The 15,758-nt window shown below is 40.7% G+C and carries 13 protein-coding genes and 2 tRNA genes; 6 read left to right on the top strand and 9 right to left on the bottom strand.

All coding sequences use genetic code 11. The features are described from left to right. Nucleotides 1–32 precede the first annotated feature (32 nt). Both GSF08_RS04085 and GSF08_RS04080 read left to right on the top strand, forming a co-directional pair. Nucleotides 33–791 (top strand): hypothetical protein, encoded by a 759-nt coding sequence (locus GSF08_RS04085; protein WP_160624534.1) that lies wholly within the window; start codon nt 33–35, stop codon nt 789–791. 360 nt (nt 792–1,151) lie between these two features. Continuing rightward, on the top strand, nt 1,152–1,586 hold the full coding sequence (locus GSF08_RS04080) for a tyrosine-type recombinase/integrase (protein WP_160624533.1): 435 nt from the start codon (nt 1,152–1,154) through the stop codon (nt 1,584–1,586). 122 nt (nt 1,587–1,708) lie between these two features. Here the strand turns inward: GSF08_RS04080 and GSF08_RS04075 are convergent. Next, a tRNA-Lys gene (locus GSF08_RS04075) sits at nt 1,709–1,784 on the bottom strand. A 97-nt stretch (nt 1,785–1,881) separates the two neighbouring features. Here GSF08_RS04075 and GSF08_RS04070 point away from each other — a divergent pair. The 3 genes from GSF08_RS04070 to GSF08_RS04060 all read left to right on the top strand — a co-directional run bounded on the left by GSF08_RS04070 (nt 1,882) and on the right by GSF08_RS04060 (nt 4,250). Further along, nucleotides 1,882–1,969 (top strand) — tRNA-Ser (locus GSF08_RS04070). Nucleotides 1,970–2,099: 130 nt separating this feature from the next. Beyond that, on the top strand, nt 2,100–3,182 hold the full coding sequence (locus GSF08_RS04065) for a transglutaminase domain-containing protein (protein WP_160624532.1): 1,083 nt from the start codon (nt 2,100–2,102) through the stop codon (nt 3,180–3,182). Nucleotides 3,183–3,260: 78 nt separating this feature from the next. Further along, entirely contained in the window at nt 3,261–4,250 is a 990-nt protein-coding gene (locus GSF08_RS04060) for an NAD(P)-dependent oxidoreductase (RefSeq protein WP_160624531.1), read from the top strand. 384 nt (nt 4,251–4,634) lie between these two features. Here GSF08_RS04060 and GSF08_RS04055 read toward each other — a convergent pair whose 3' ends face one another. Both GSF08_RS04055 and rimO read right to left on the bottom strand, forming a co-directional pair. Continuing rightward, the gene (locus tag GSF08_RS04055) at nt 4,635–5,114 is read right to left on the bottom strand and encodes a DNA-deoxyinosine glycosylase (protein WP_160624530.1); all 480 of its coding nucleotides are present in this window, start codon (nt 5,112–5,114) and stop codon (nt 4,635–4,637) included. Beyond that, on the bottom strand, nt 5,098–6,414 hold the full coding sequence (gene rimO, locus GSF08_RS04050) for a 30S ribosomal protein S12 methylthiotransferase RimO (protein WP_160624529.1): 1,317 nt from the start codon (nt 6,412–6,414) through the stop codon (nt 5,098–5,100). The genes GSF08_RS04055 and rimO overlap by 17 nt, the downstream gene beginning before the upstream one ends. A 182-nt stretch (nt 6,415–6,596) precedes the next feature. Between rimO and GSF08_RS04045 the strand changes: the two genes are divergently transcribed. After that, nucleotides 6,597–7,976 (top strand): MATE family efflux transporter, encoded by a 1,380-nt coding sequence (locus tag GSF08_RS04045; RefSeq protein WP_160624528.1) that lies wholly within the window; start codon nt 6,597–6,599, stop codon nt 7,974–7,976. Nucleotides 7,977–8,014: 38 nt separating this feature from the next. Here the strand turns inward: GSF08_RS04045 and GSF08_RS04040 are convergent, their stop codons facing one another. The 6 genes from GSF08_RS04040 to GSF08_RS04015 form a co-directional block, all read right to left on the bottom strand. After that, nucleotides 8,015–10,609: a cation-translocating P-type ATPase gene (locus tag GSF08_RS04040; RefSeq protein WP_160624527.1), complete on the bottom strand. Its 2,595-nt coding sequence runs from the start codon at nt 10,607–10,609 to the stop codon at nt 8,015–8,017. Between the two features lie 223 nt (nt 10,610–10,832). Then, on the bottom strand, nt 10,833–12,005 hold the full coding sequence (locus GSF08_RS04035) for a polysaccharide deacetylase family protein (RefSeq protein WP_160624526.1): 1,173 nt from the start codon (nt 12,003–12,005) through the stop codon (nt 10,833–10,835). Between the two features lie 408 nt (nt 12,006–12,413). Further along, the gene (locus GSF08_RS04030) at nt 12,414–12,782 is read right to left on the bottom strand and encodes a VOC family protein (RefSeq protein ID WP_009243659.1); all 369 of its coding nucleotides are present in this window, start codon (nt 12,780–12,782) and stop codon (nt 12,414–12,416) included. 189 nt (nt 12,783–12,971) lie between these two features. Next, complete coding sequence (locus GSF08_RS04025) at nt 12,972–13,109, bottom strand: helix-turn-helix transcriptional regulator (RefSeq protein ID WP_160624525.1); 138 nt, start codon at nt 13,107–13,109, stop codon at nt 12,972–12,974. Between the two features lie 127 nt (nt 13,110–13,236). Then, on the bottom strand, nt 13,237–13,905 hold the full coding sequence (locus tag GSF08_RS04020) for a uracil-DNA glycosylase (protein ID WP_160624524.1): 669 nt from the start codon (nt 13,903–13,905) through the stop codon (nt 13,237–13,239). A gap of 2 nt (nt 13,906–13,907) precedes the next feature. Next, nucleotides 13,908–15,695 carry an ABC-F family ATP-binding cassette domain-containing protein gene (locus tag GSF08_RS04015; protein ID WP_160624523.1) on the bottom strand — a complete coding sequence of 596 codons (1,788 nt, stop codon included), beginning with the start codon at nt 15,693–15,695 and terminating at the stop codon, nt 13,908–13,910. Nucleotides 15,696–15,758: the final 63 nt, after the last annotated feature.

Genomic DNA, 15,758 nt, shown 5'->3' with positions numbered 1-15,758 from the left:
TACAGCGCTTATATGCGCAATTGGTATTGGGGATGGCGGCTTGTAGCAATAAAGATGATAATACAAAATTATCAAATTCAGAGGTAGTTGAATTATTAGAGAAAAAGGGTTACAAATTTAATATTTCAGATGAAGAAGAAACGCATTATGTTTATTTTACAAACATAAATAAAGATGATGAATCTTATATTTGGGTTCAGAAGTATGATAACACATATGTAGGAACGAATTACACGTTTAGCAAAGAAGATGTTAACGAGAAGCATGCCAATATCATCGATAAGGAAGAAAATGATTCAAAAGATGAAAAATTACAATATGATGCTTATTTAGATTGGCTGAATGAAATGGGACTGAAAAAATCCCAAATAATTAATGTTCTGGACTATTATGACAAGAAGCACACCACGAGCAATACAAAAAGTGATGATAGTTCCGATGTGGAAAAACGTTTAATTAATTTGGGATATAAGCTTGAGTCAGATGATGAATCATACATTATAAAATCAATTGAAACTTTTGGTGATTATCAAAATGTTGGGGTATCTGTTTTTAATTTAGAAAATAATACATTTGCTACCACAATTGAAGGAAAGCTATATCTTATCAATTGGAAAGACAAAACTATTACATACAAAACCGGTGAAGCATATTATACGTATAATACTGATACACATTCATGGGTATCTGATGAAGATAATATTGATGCTGAGATAAAAGTTATAAATATATTTGCCAATTTCTTAAAATATTTAACAGCTAATAAAATTTATTTAAACAACTTTGTTTAAGAATAAAAAGACACCCGGTGTTTTAAGCACCGGGTGTCTTGTATAGAAAAAATGTCCTGACAGACTATCCTTTTCTTTACCTATTCTAACAAATTATACGAAGGTATGCAAATGGCAAATCGATACAAAAAAAGGCCGTAGATACGCAACAAACGTTACTGTAGGCAGAGGCTACAACACTGGAAATCCAATCGTAGTAAAGATATATGGCACAACGATTGAAGAGCTGGAAATAATAAGACTCTTATGAAATCTGACTATCTCAAACGAAATAATATATTAATTAATTATATTCCATGATTATGCAAAGCTTTGGCTTACTTCAAAAAGACTGTTGAATTTATCAATAATCAACCCTCTATGAAAGAAACCAAATCAGATTCGGGTGAAAGAGATATACCCCTTATAGACCAATGTTTCCCTTTTCTTTCATATTACTTAACTACATTAAAAAAACAATACCTATTCACATCAATAAAATCAGGTGAATGGATTACTCAGCAATCATTCAAAAAAATGTGGGAATCAATTATCAAGAAAATGAATAAAAAAGCCGTTGAACTAGAATACGATGAATTCATTGACTCCCTGACTCCCCATATCTTCCGGCATAATTATGCCACATTGCTCGACAAAGCTGGTGTCCCGTTAAAAGAGCGGCAATACCTAATGGGTCATGCAAGTGTTGTGATCACAATGGATACATATACTCACCCCGATACAGATAATATGAAAGCCCCTTTATTACTGGATAATTACATTAAAAACACCTCTAATTCTTTGACCCCAATTTGAACCCAAGAGCGTGGAAAAACGAGGGTAAATGTGGCGGATATAGGAAAATTTACATTATCATTTATGAATACATAAAAATAACGGAAACCCTATTAAACAAAGGATTTCCGTATCTTTTTACATGGTGACCCCTCAGGGAATCGAACCCTGGACCCACTGATTAAGAGTCAGTTGCTCTGCCAGCTGAGCTAAGGAGTCATCTATCGGCAAGTGATATATTAGCATAATTGAAAAAAGAATGCAATAAGTGTTTGACAAATTTCTAATTTTCGTTAAAATTATAGAGTACTGCTATGGAGAGTTGTCCGAGTGGTTTAAGGTGCAGTCTTGGAAAGGCTGTGTAGTGAAAGCTACCATGAGTTCGAATCTCATACTCTCCGCCATATAAAAATTGAGTCTTTCGTTTGAAGGACTTTTTTTATTATATAGCTGCATACATGAAAGATCACCACCAATAATAAACTAGTATAGATATTTCCAAATATCTGATAAAATATAGAAAAGGAGATCGATATGCGGAAACGATTATTGCTGATTGTAATGGCTAGTTCATTGCTGCTGAGCGGCTGCGGTCGCATTCTTCCTAATGCAAAGACTGCACCAATTGAACAGGATTCCCATTTCATGTATGCCCGTACCCATCTGGACAAAAAACAAAAAAAAGATTATGACCAGATATTTAATACCCTGATGGATCATAAAGAAAAAGCATCCATTCATGCTGCTTCGGAAGCTGAAATCATTAAGATCTTTGACAGTGTATTAGCCGATCACCCGGAAATTTTCTGGACTTCTGAATTCCGCTACCAGCGAGACAAAGAAAAGAAATCAAATATGATCTTCTATCCAGTTTATGCATTTGATCAGTCAGAAATCAAAGATTTTAACCGGCAGCTGAAATCTATTTCCAAACAAATCATTCAGGGAATAGATAAAAATGCCGATGACTATGAGAAAGTAAAATACATCTATGACTTCATCATCAATCAAACAGAATATGTGGATGATGCCCCAAATTCACAGAATATCATCAGCTCCCTGATTAATAAAACATCGGTTTGTGCCGGCTATGCCAAAGCGGTGCAGTATCTGCTGGCAATGCTGGATATCGATTGTGCATTCATAACCGGTAAAGCTACAGAAAATAATGTCAGCCATGCATGGAATATGGTGAAGATGGATGATGAATATTATTATTTAGATACCACATATGCCGACAGTGATAACGGTCAGAATGTATCTGACTATCGTTATATATACTTCGGTATGACCTCTAATGAGATTGCGAAGCTTTACAATGAGATGGCTCCTCATGAAATATCAAACGCTACTGCGGATACCTATTATATGAAAAACAACTGCTATTTTACTTCCTATGATGAGGAACAAGTAAAGCAGCTTGTGAAAGACAGTGTGCGAGCCGGCAATCGCAGTTTGCTCATGAAATTTGATACGGCAGAAACCATGCAGAGCGTGCATCAGCAGCTGACCGATCAGTATCGGCTCTTTTCTATTCTGGAAACTAACGGCATCGCTTTGAAAAATATAAATTTCTATATGATACCTGAATTACATGCAATTCTCTATTTCTATTAAATGTATACATTTTATGCACAAATGTATACATTTGTTTTTATTTTTGATACTATTATAATGTATTAGGAGGAATTTATTATGTTGAAAGTTTTAGCTTATAACGTACGTGAAGACGAAGTAGCCTTTTTCCACGAGTACGCTGACGTATATGATTTGGATGTACGATGCACGATCGATCCCTTCTCATCCGAAAGTGCATATTTAGCCAAAGGACATGATGCAGTCATCATTCAGGGTAACTGTATTGCTGATGAAAGAGCGCTGGAAATTATTCATGAACTTGGTATTAAAATTCTGACAACTCGTTGTGCCGGTTATGATAAAGTCGATTTGGATGCAGCTCAGCGATTAGGAATCAGGGCCTGCAATGTGCCTGCTTACTCACCTAACGCAGTGAGTGAATATGCGGTTACGCTGGCTCTGGCTTGTGTGCGCAACCTGCCGCTGACAATTCGCCGCATGCACAATTACAATTTTGCAATCAAAGGACTCATCGGACGTGAGGTAAAGGATATGACAATCGGTATCATCGGTACCGGACGCATTGGATATGAAACAATCCGCAATTTTCGCGGGTTTACAGACTCAATCCTCGCCTATGATCTGTATCCAAATGATAAGGTCAAGGAGATTGCAGACTATGTAGCTTTCGATGAGCTGCTGAAACGAAGCGACATTATATCCATTCACTGTCCGCTTACCAAAGATAATTATCATCTCATTGATAAAGAAGCAATATCAAAAATGAAAGATGGAGTCATCTTAATCAATACCTCACGCGGTGCTCTGATTGATGCCCAGGATGTACTGGATGCAGTAAAATCACATAAGATAGCCAAAGCCGCACTGGATGTTTACGAATATGAAAATGGTTTATATTTGAAAAACAATGCGGGTGATGATCTGGAAGACCAGCTGCTGAAAGAATTGATCAATCACAATAATATCATTGTTACACCGCATATCGCTTTCTATACGGATGAAGCAGTGAAGAACATGGTTCAGATTTCTTTATCCAATATTGCGGAAATTGAAAAAAGCGGCTCTTCTCAAAACGAATTAATTTAATGTAACTGCCTTTGTGCAGTTTTTTTGCTGTGCATGAAAGTATGTATAGCTTATCAGCTGTCTATATTCTTTGACTTTTTATAAGATGAGATTTTGTTGATTAAACTCTTTATCATATAAAATGTGGATTACCGAAACCGATAGTCCACATTTCCCATTCACTTACGATGACAGGAATTATGCGAATGATGATAGCGATACAGACATATTCCATATATTGATATACCAATCACAAGAATACATACAAACATAACAGCACCTCCTGTTCTACTGTATGGTGCATCAGAGTACTTGGTCTTTACCCTTGCCTGCAAAATATAAAAAAGCAGAATTCTGATTGAATTTCAAATTTCATGAAATTCTTCAAAAAACTGCTTATTCTCTTTAAAGGGGTAATTCTTGTTCCCATGCTTCAAACAGCATTTCTTCTTTAAGACTTCGATTGGCATTGCTGGTGGAGGGCAGATAAATTACTTCCAGCTGTTGTACTAGACTTGGAAAATGGCGCATCAGCAGATCATGACTTTTACGTCCATTACAGATAATTTTCTGTACAGTCGGATAGGTATATAATAAACCTTCAATATCATTGATTGATTCATTACGGATCGCACTGTCGAGCGAGCCCTCTCGTTCACATTCTCCGATCACATCCCACAAAATCATATGATGATCACAAATTAACTGTATTTTCTGATCATAACAGTCAAGCGTTGTTCCATAATGCTTCGCCATGATTTTCCAAAAGCGATTATGAGCAAAGCCATAGTACTCCTGTTTTTCAAGGGACGTAACGCTGGGCATCGAGCCAAGTATCAAAACGGTTGGCTGTAAACCGATAATCGGATCAAACCCTTTCAGCAACTTTCTCAACTCCCTGCAAATCATGCGGCAAAGCATTGGTTACCAAAACCTCAACAAAGGTACCAAAAGGTATTTCACGTTCACTGGTAAAGGTGATCATTCCGTCAACTCCATCCGGCGCACTGTTCGCTGCCCGTCCCCGATATCTTCCGGTAAGTCCTTCCTGTGATTCTACAAGCACCTCTAAAACCTGCCCTACCCAACGCTGGGACTGATCATAGGATATCCTCTCCTGAAGCTCCATGAGCTGCGCCAGCCGCTGCTCCTTTACTTCTTCCGGAATGGCACCCTCCATCGTATAAGCAGGAGTATCTTCCTCCGGTGAATAGGTAAAGGCGCCCATTCGATCCCAGCAAATTGCTTTGGTAAAATCAATCATATTTTCAAATGCATCTTCACTTTCCTGCGGAAAACCTACGATATATGTTGTTCTAAGCGTCGGAAAAGCAAACAGCTCACGGATTCTTTCAACCAAAGCCTTTACCTCAGCAACACTGCCGCGACGGTTCATCAGCCGCAGCATATGATCGTCCCCGTGCTGCATCGGAATATCAAAGTACGGAACTACCTTCGGCAGCTTTGTCATGCCCATCAGCAGCTCTTCATCAATTTCATCAGGATACATGTATAAAATGCGGATCCAATGAAAGCCCTCAATCTCATGCACAGCTTTTAATAGATCAATTAAGGAGCGCTTGCCATACCGATCAACCCCATATTTTGTCGTATCCTGGGCGATGAGAACCAATTCTTTTACACCTCGCGCAGCCAAACGCTTTGCCTCCTCAACCAATTGCTCCAAGGGCACCGACACATTATCACCGCGGATCAGCGGAATTGCGCAATATGTACAGTGATTAGAACATCCTTCGGCAATTTTCAGATAAGCTGTCCATGGCTTGGATGACAACAGCCGTTCACATTTTCCAAATACCTGAAGCTGATCATCTTCGATCATACTGCCGATAATTTCATGCAAGCGGGGATATTCAGCAATGCTGATAAACGCATCTACTTCCGGCATTTCCTTTTCCAGGTCTGCTTTGTAGCGCTGAGCCAGACATCCCGTGACAACTAATTTTTTACAGTTGCCCTCCTGCTTATAGCGAGCCATTTCCAATATGGTGGAAATGGCCTCTTCCTTTGCGGAATTGATAAAACCGCAGGTATTGATAATAATCATTTCAGCCGTTTTCGCATCATGAACGATTTCATGTCTGCCATTATTCAGCATACCCATCATTTTCTCACTGTCTACCAGGTTTTTACAACATCCCAGTGAAACAAAACCAATCTTCATAACATACCACCTCGAATGTCATTAATATATCATGAAAGTTCTGTGAATCAAAGAAAAACTAATTTTTTAAGCAGAAATCATTGACATCATCGATACAAATGAAATAGAATAATCTGGATTAAACAGTGAAGAAAACCACTTTGTAAAAAACTCAAAGTGGCTTTTTTATAAGGAGGTGTCTTATGTTTAAAGAACAATGCAAGAATTTATTCAAGGATCGCACGTTCTATAGGACGATGATCTTTCTGGCGATTCCGATCATGATTCAGAACCTGCTGGTATCTTCTTTGAATATGATCGATACCTTGATGATCGGCAGTATCGGTGAAAATGAAATAGCAGCCGTGGGCATTGCCAATCAAGTGTTCTTTCTCTACAATCTGCTGATCGGCGGAGTCGGCGCCGGATGCAGTATGTTCATCTCTCAGTATTGGGGTGCCAAAGATATCACGGATATTCACAAAACGCTGGGCGTCGGCCTTTTGAGCGGCTTTGTGATTTCGCTTCTGTTTACCGGTGTTGCTTTGCTCGCTCCAAAACCGATTCTGGCGCTTTTTACCAGTGATCCAATTGTGCTTCAGCTCAGTATTGATTATCTGCATATCGTTTGTCTCAGTTACCTTTTTACAGCAGTATCGGTAATCTTCGCCGCTTCCCAACGAAGCGTAGGCAATGCCAATCTGCCGATGATCATATCTTTTCTAGCCATTTTAACGAATGCATTCTTCAACTGGCTGTTGATTTTCGGAATCGGTCCGTTTCCTAAGCTGGGGGTTGAAGGAGCGGCGATCGCAACTCTGATTGCACGATTATTGGAATGTACATTATTACTTATATTTTCACTTAAGAAAAATTCAGTACTGGCCGGTGGCTATCACGATTATTTCCATTTCACCACAGCATTTTTTCGTAAAATACAGGCCAATTCGCTTCCCGTCATTCTTAATGAGGGCTGCTGGGGCATTGGGACGGTCTTCTATACAATCGCATATGGGCAAATTGGCACTAAGGCCATTGCTGCAACCCAGATCACCAACACCATACAAAATCTCTTCATGGTTCTTTGTTTCTCAATGTCCAGTGCGGCGCTAGTAATGATCGGCAATCAGATTGGTGCTAAAAACCGTGAAAATACCATAACCTATGCCTATAAATTTACGATCCTTGCCTTGCTTTTGGGAGTCATTCTCGGCATCGTCGTCATCTTTGCAGCACCGACAATTCTGACATTGTTCAATGTATCAGAGGATGTACGCATCAGTGCAATCGCCATTTTAAGAATCTTCTGCTTTATGGCTCCGGTACGGGTCACGACAGTGATTCTGATCGTCGGTGTGTTCCGCGGCGGCGGAGACGCCGGTTACGCACTGAAGCTGGAAGCTATGACGATGTGGCTGATCGGCGTACCCTTGGCTTTCATCGGTGCGGTCTACCTGCATTTGTCGGTAGAAATGGTTGCCCTAATCATATCCGCTGAGGAAATCACCAAGCTCGCTGTCGCTTTGCCACATCTTCATAAGCTTACTTGGATACATGATTTAACCGTATCTTCATCAACCTAAATAAAAAAAGTGGGATAATTACATACCCCACTTTTTTGTTATCCTTTTGGATCCTGAAGCATCTTCACAATCTGAATCAAAATAGTCGGCAGCAAAGCCAAGCCATAAATCATAAACAGCTGTTCCATAGAGATGGTTGTAACTGAGAACCAGCTGTGAAGAGATGGTACTAACAGGATGATGTTCAAGAATGCAAAACCTACCAAGAACGCCAAAATACTGTATGGATTAGAGAAAAAGCCAATACGTTTTAAGCTTTCGCGGCTGCGGCAGTTAAAGCCATGAAGCAGACGGGCCAGACACAGAGTCGCAAATGCCATTGTTGCGCCAGCCGGATACGAGGTTTTCAATCCGATGAAATAAGCTGTCATCGTAGCCGCCGCAATTACGATTCCTTCAAAACCGATCTGACGCATCATTGGGCCATTTAAAATTCCCTCTTTCATATCGCGCGGAGCATCGCTCAGAATATCGTGTTTTACTTTCTCCATACCGATTGCAATCGCCGGAAGCGAATCGGTAATCAGATTAATAAACAAAAGATGAACCGGGAAGAAGGGAACCTTCAGCATCAACAGAGAAGCTGCCAAGACACAGATAATACCGGATAAATTACCGCTCAGCAAATACAAAATCGCATTTCGGATATTGGTAAAAATCGTACGTCCAGTGGCAACCGCCTTGATAATAGTAGCAAAGTTGTCATCGGTCAGAATCATCTTCGCTGCGTCCTTGGAAACCTGGGTACCGGTAATTCCCATCGCAATGCCGATGTCGGCCTGCTTTAAGGCTGGGGCATCATTAACACCGTCACCAGTCATTGCTACGATATTGCCGCGGGACTGCCAGGCATCAACGATCCGGATTTTGTGCTCCGGCGCAACCCGTGCATACACGGATATTTGAGGAAGCTTTTCAGAAAGCTCTGCATCACTCATTTTGGTTATTTCCTCTCCGCTGAAGCATAGATCACCATCGTGATAGATACCGATCTGACGGGCGATGCTCACCGCGGTAATTTTGTGATCTCCGGTAATCATGATTGGTTTGATTCCGGCACGGAAACAATCTGCAACAGCCTGCGTACTTTCTTCACGCGGCGGATCCATCAGCGAAGCCAGTCCCAAAAACGTAAATTCCTGTTCATCCTTCAACTCCAAGTCATCCTTGTCAAATAAGCGGCAGGCAAACCCAAGCACCCGGAAACCAGCCTTTGCGAAAGCATGATTTTGATTCAATATACTTTCTTTATCCGCTTCGGTAATTGGATGAATCCCATCTTCGCGCTGAATGCTGGTGCAGCGCATAATCAATTCATCCGGTGCACCTTTGCATAAAATCATATTTTTCTCATCAATACGATGTAGGGTACTCATGAGCTTTCGTTCTGAGTCAAACGGGTTCTCCGCAATGCGCGGATACTTATCACGTGTTGACAGCTCCCCGATTTTATATTTTGCCAGTAAATCAAGAAAGGCAATTTCAGTAGGATCACCCAGCTTTTGACCGCCGCTGATCTGTGCATCATTACACAATACAAATCCTAACATGATCATACGATCCAGCGGACGATTTTCATCCAATTCCAGCGGCTCATGAAGCGATTCATCAAAATACACCTGCATAACTGTCATTTTGTTTTGGGTCAGAGTACCGGTTTTGTCTGAACAGATTACCGAAACACTGCCCAGTGATTCTACCGCTGAAATCTGTTTCATAATGGCATGTTCCTTTGCCATCCGCTGCGTACCGATTGCCAAAACGATGGTTACGATAGATGCCAGTGCTTCGGGAATCGCCGCAACTGCCAGCGCCACCGCAAACATCAAAGCATCCAGAAGCTGTGTTCCCTGCATAATACTTAAACCGAATACCGCAAGACAGATAACCAGAATCATAACTGACAGTTTCTTGGAAAAGTCATCCAGATTCCGCTGTAGCGGTGATTTCCGCTCTTTTGTTTCATCCAGCATCCGGGCAATTTTACCGATCTGTGTATTCATGCCGATTTCCGTTACCAAAATACTGCCGCGTCCATATGTTACCAAACCACTTGAAAACGCCATGTTTTTCTGATCACCTAAAGCGCATTCCTCATTGATAGAAGCACTCATTTTATCAACACTCAGCGCTTCGCCAGTCAAAGAGCTCTCATTAATTTGCAGTGAAAAGCTGTCTATGATCCGACCGTCAGCACCTACAACATCTCCCGCTTCCACCAGCAGTATATCACCGACTGTTATTCCCCGGCTGTCTATTTCTACTTTTTGATTGTCACGAAGAACTCTTGCCTTTGGTAACGATAGCTGTTTCAAAGAATCCAGCGATTTCTGGGCTTTGATTTCCTGAATCGTTCCCAAGACTGCATTCATAGTAATAACTGCCAGAATTACGATCGTACTCTCTTTTTCGCCGCTGATAAAAGATACAAATGCAGCCACAATCAGAATAATGACCAAAAGGTCTTTAAACTGTGACAAAAAAATCATCAGCGGACTTTTCACTTTCCCTTCTTTCAAGGTGTTTGAGCCATACTGTTCCTGCCGTATTTTTACTTCATGCTCATTTAAACCGCAGCGACTTGTTTTCAGTTCCTCAAGGATCTGCTCTTCATCCATCTGATACCAATTCATTCGTTTATCTACCTCATCTTTCTGTATGAGTTTCCACTTTTAGTCTGAACGTTTTTTCAATAAAAAAACAAGACTTATGAAAAGTAAAAAACTCTCATAAGTCTTGTCATAATAACCTTACCAGAACGATACCGTCCGTGATGTTGATAAGATTCCGTCTATAAACAAACGTCGACTACTCCCTTATTGCGCATATCATAACAAATTAAATAGCATTTGTAAATCATTTTTGTGAATTTGGCCGGTATTGAAGCAGATCGGATACACTTACAAACTGATAACCCTGTTCCGCAAGAACCGGCATCATCTGGGCCAACGCGTCTGCGCTTGTTCCATAGATACCGTGCATCAGAATAATCGAACCGTCTTTCACAAACGGTAAAACCTCCTTCTTAATTGCTTCAGCATTTCGTGATTTCCAGTCTAAGCTGTCTATCGTCCATAAAATATTTCTGCGGTTAAGGATTTGACTGATATGTTCATTAGATGCACCATAGGGCGGGCGAAACACCGTTGCTTCTTCACCGCTTGCCGCGTAAATCGCATCCTGTGTCACATAAAATTCATCCTTGATCTGACGATCTGTCAGTTTAAGCATATTTGCGTGGGTATTGGAATGATTTCCCAGTTCATGCCCTTCACTTACCATTCTGCGAATCAGATTGGGATTTTGGATGGCTCGTGATCCAAGCATAAAGAAAGTTCCGGTCGCATGATATTTCTTTAAGGTATCCAAAATCCGCGGGGTCGATAAAGGGTTGGGTCCATCATCAAAGGTCAAAGCAATCATCGGTTTATTTGGATCGATTTTTTTCTTTTCCGGCCGCTTTGGCAGATCGTTAGGTGCAAGTCCTTTCACATGCCCATTTTGAAGCTTCATAAATCGTTCATTTCCTGTATAGGGAAAGGTAAATAGTTCCTTCCCCTTACGATAAAAGGTAATGCCGGATTGCGTTAATTGAAAATCCTGCCAATCAATATCCGTTATTTTTTTCTGCTGCACAATGGCTGTGAGAGCGCTCATATAATCAGAGCGCAGAATATCCTCCAGCTTCACCAGCTGCTTGCTTTTTCGATCAAAGCAAAGTGATATCACCCTAGTTTCTAAGAGTTTCTTTTCCATACTGTAATGGTGTAAAGTAAACTGAACCTGATCATACTGATTCCATAACTCATTGCTTTTGTAATCTAAGGTATAGATTCCCTCATCCTTTGTCTCATTTTTGAACTGTTGAATTTGTTTTTCAAGAATTGTATTAAAATCTGTGCTATCAAACCGAGGATAATAAAACTGCTTAAATATCTTATTTTCATCGATTGAATAAGATTTCGGTTTACCGGCATATTTTTGCGCTGAATGATATTTTTTAAATTCTGCATACGGATCAGAATTCAATCTTTTCGTAATCCATAAACAAAGCACGATACATATTATTAATATGATGATCAATATTCCAATCATGATTAATAGATGATTCGAGTTTAAATGTCTTTGCCTCAGTCTTCTCGCCGTCATATTCCACCTCTAGGTAAAATATATCACAGAATGATGTATTTGTGATAAATCCAAATACGTATTAAGAAAAACTTTAATAATTTATTAGAAATTTTATATATAATTTTCGATTATCCGCATAAACACTATACTTTCAAGCAATTTGAAGTATAGAAAATTATTCAATTTACCACGAATTTACCACGATTGAATGAGCCTTGATATGACAATAAAATAACACTAAAAAGCAGTCAATCCTAAGACTAACTGCTTTGTGTGTATGGATATGAAATTGTCAAACTGGAATTGTCACTTCCGGCATAAACAAAACGGATGTCCTGCCGGATCAAACATGGTTACAAAATCATTTCCTCCAAATTGACTTTCCGCTTTCTTGGCTCCCAATGATTCCGCTTTCTTAACCATTTCTGCAACATTATCAACCTGAAAATCAAAATGCATCTGTTTTTGTTGTTTTCCTGTATCTTCTGGCCATACAGGAGGAACATAATCTTTTTCCTCAATAAACAAAAAAACAATCCCCGAAGAACTACTGACAGCCGGTCTTGCAAATAGTTCACACATTTCCCAACCTAATAATTCTCCATAGAATCTTTGCAATTTTCTTTCATCATCACAATCAACCATAACATTCCCTAATACCACTTCATCTACCATATTTTTAACATCCTTTCAAATTCCAATTTATCGTTCTCTATAATATAAATTATATCACGCTAGAAATGAACAGTCATTCTTTTTCAGTTATCTAATGAAAATTTATTAGATATAGAAAAAGACACTATATTTCAAGTGCCATTCTCTTATACACCAGTATTCTGCAAGCAGGTAAACACAGGTTATTCCTTAATATCCTTTTGTTTGGGAAACTCCGTTTTCCCATTTACTTACCGCTTGACGGGAAACATTCAATTTCTCAGCGAGTTCCTCCTGAGACAAACCATTCTGTTTTCTTAATTCTCTCAAGTTTTCTTCAAATTTCATATTGATCACCTCGCCTACATTGTATGGGATACAACAGCATTCACACTACCAACCAGCATTTGCATCGGTGTAAATAAGTGTCAACTTTGCGTTGCATACGCTGTAAAAAGCTTTTTTTATCTCAAATTCAGTAAATATTCCAATCAATCGGACGCTCTTTGTGTGCTTCTAAAAAAGCATTCGTCTTTGAAAAATGACGGCATCCGAAAAAGCCATAATCAGCGCTGTAGGGAGAGGGATGCGCACATGTCAGGATCAAATGATTAGGATTTGTAATAAGTGCAGCCTTCTCCCGGGCATTTTTACCCCAAAGCAAGAACACAATCGGCTTTTCCCGTTGATTCAACAAACGGATGACCTGATCGGTCAGTATCTCCCAGCCTTTTCCCCGATGTGAATTGGCGATCCCGCCGCGTACTGTCAGTACCGTGTTCAGCATCAGCACACCCTGTTTGGTCCATGCCGTCAGCTCTCCATGCGATGGTATCGGCATTCCGATATCATCATGCAGCTCCCTGTAAATATTTTGAAGACTCGGCGGCGGGGTAATTCCCTTTTTCACCGAAAAGCAAAGTCCGTGTGCCTGTCCTTTTCCATGATAAGGATCCTGTCCCAGCAATACTACCTTCACATCTGCATAGCTGGTATATTTCAAAGCATTGAAGATGTCATACATGCTGGGATAGACCGGCCCCCGATTATACTCATCCACTAAAAATTTACGCAGCTGCTGATAATAATCCTTTTGAAATTCATCCTTCAGCAGAACGTCCCAATCATTTCCGATATGTACCACAATTATCTCCCCTTTCGCGCCGCCTGAATCGCATCATATTTTTCCTGAAGCTCCATCCAGCGCTCTGTTTTCAGATCCAGATCTCTTGTCAGCTTTTCCCGTTGATCGGCAAGCACCGCAATTTCATCAAATTGATCCTGCCGTGATTCCATTTGATGGTCGATATCCGCGATCGCAGCCTCTAATCCGGCAATCACTTCGTCAATTGATTCAAATTCACGTCGTTCAGATGATGTAAAGGAGGGAATCGAAGATCGTTCCGCACGGCTTTTGCCACGACTTTTATTCACTGTCTGCAAATCTGGCTCAGCCGCTTGCCGCGCAATATAATCGCTGTATCCCCCGGCATATTCACGCAATGTACCATCTGCTTGAAATACAAAGAGTGAATCACAGATTCGATCCAAAAAATAACGGTCATGCGATACCGTAATAATAACCCCGGGGAATGTATCGAGATAATCTTCTAAAATCGTCAGGGTCTGGATATCCAAATCATTTGTCGGTTCATCCAAAAACAGCACGTTCGGTGAAGCAATCAGCACCTTTAGCAAGTACAGCCGCCGCCGTTCACCCCCAGACAACCTTTTGATCTGTGTGTATTGAAGCTGCTTGGGAAACAGAAATTGTTCAAGCAGCTGAGCCGCAGTACGCGATCCATCCGTTGTTTGAATCTGATCTCCCTGATTACGGATATAGTCAATGACCCGCATTGAGAGATCCATCTGATCATCTCCTTGATGAAAGAATCCCAGCTTAACAGTTTCACCGATAACAACTTCTCCGCTTAACGGTTCTAAATTATGAGAAAGAACATTCAGCAGGGTCGTTTTCCCACAGCCGTTTGGTCCGATGATACCGATGCGATCCCGTTTTTTTACCCGAATATTAACATCATGAAACAGAATCTTATTATCGTAGCCCATGCGTAAATCGGTGATCTCCATGATTTTGCGCCCCAGCCGTGAGGTGATGGAATTTATTGACTGCATGGTTTCATCCTGCTTAGCGCGGCATTGCGTACGAAGCTCATAAAAACGATCGATCCGGCTCTGACTTTTGGTACCTCTTGCCTGAACGCCGGCTCGCATCCACGCCAGTTCTTTTTTCAAAAGCTTTTGACGCTTCTTCAGCTGCACAGCTTCCATTTGACTGCGCTGTTCCTTCATCTCAAGGTATGTCTCGTAATTGCCGTCATACAGATACAGATTTCCCCGATCCAATTCCATGAGATGATCGGTAATACGCTCCAAGAAGTAGCGGTCATGCGTCACCATTAACAATGCTTTAGGATATTTCATCAAATAGTGCTCCAGCCATTCCACCATGTCATTATCCAGATGATTGGTCGGCTCATCCAATATGAGCAGATCACATTCGCTCACCAGTGCACAGGCCAACGCCACGCGCTTACGCTGTCCCCCGGACAGAACTTCAACGGTTTGTTCATAATCCCGCATGCCCAGCTTAGAAAGTATTGTCTGAATTTCAAAGGTACAGGCTTCCCGCTGTTTTTCATTTACTGCATCAAGAACGCACTGATAGATCGTTTTACCCTCCTGAAAACGAGGATTCTGGGGCAGGTAGTGAACCCGCAGCCCATTTTGCTGAATGATCCTTCCTGAATCCAAATGCTCTTCCCCCGCCAAAATTCTAAGCAGGGTGGTTTTTCCAACTCCGTTCACTCCGATCAGTCCCAGCTTCATTCGCTCTTCGATGGCAAAAGAAACATCCTCAAGGATGCATTTTTCATTTTGATATTTCGTAATATGTTCAGCTGAAAGTAACATAAAAACACTCCTTTAAAACACTATCATCATATCACAAAGAAGCCTGTTCTCCTATGAAAAAAG

Origin of the sequence: Copranaerobaculum intestinale (assembly GCF_009831105.1) — a bacterium.
Taxonomy (GTDB): Bacteria; Bacillota_I; Bacilli_A; order Erysipelotrichales; family Erysipelotrichaceae; genus Copranaerobaculum; species Copranaerobaculum intestinale.
This window is presented reverse-complemented; position numbering and strand designations above follow the sequence as displayed.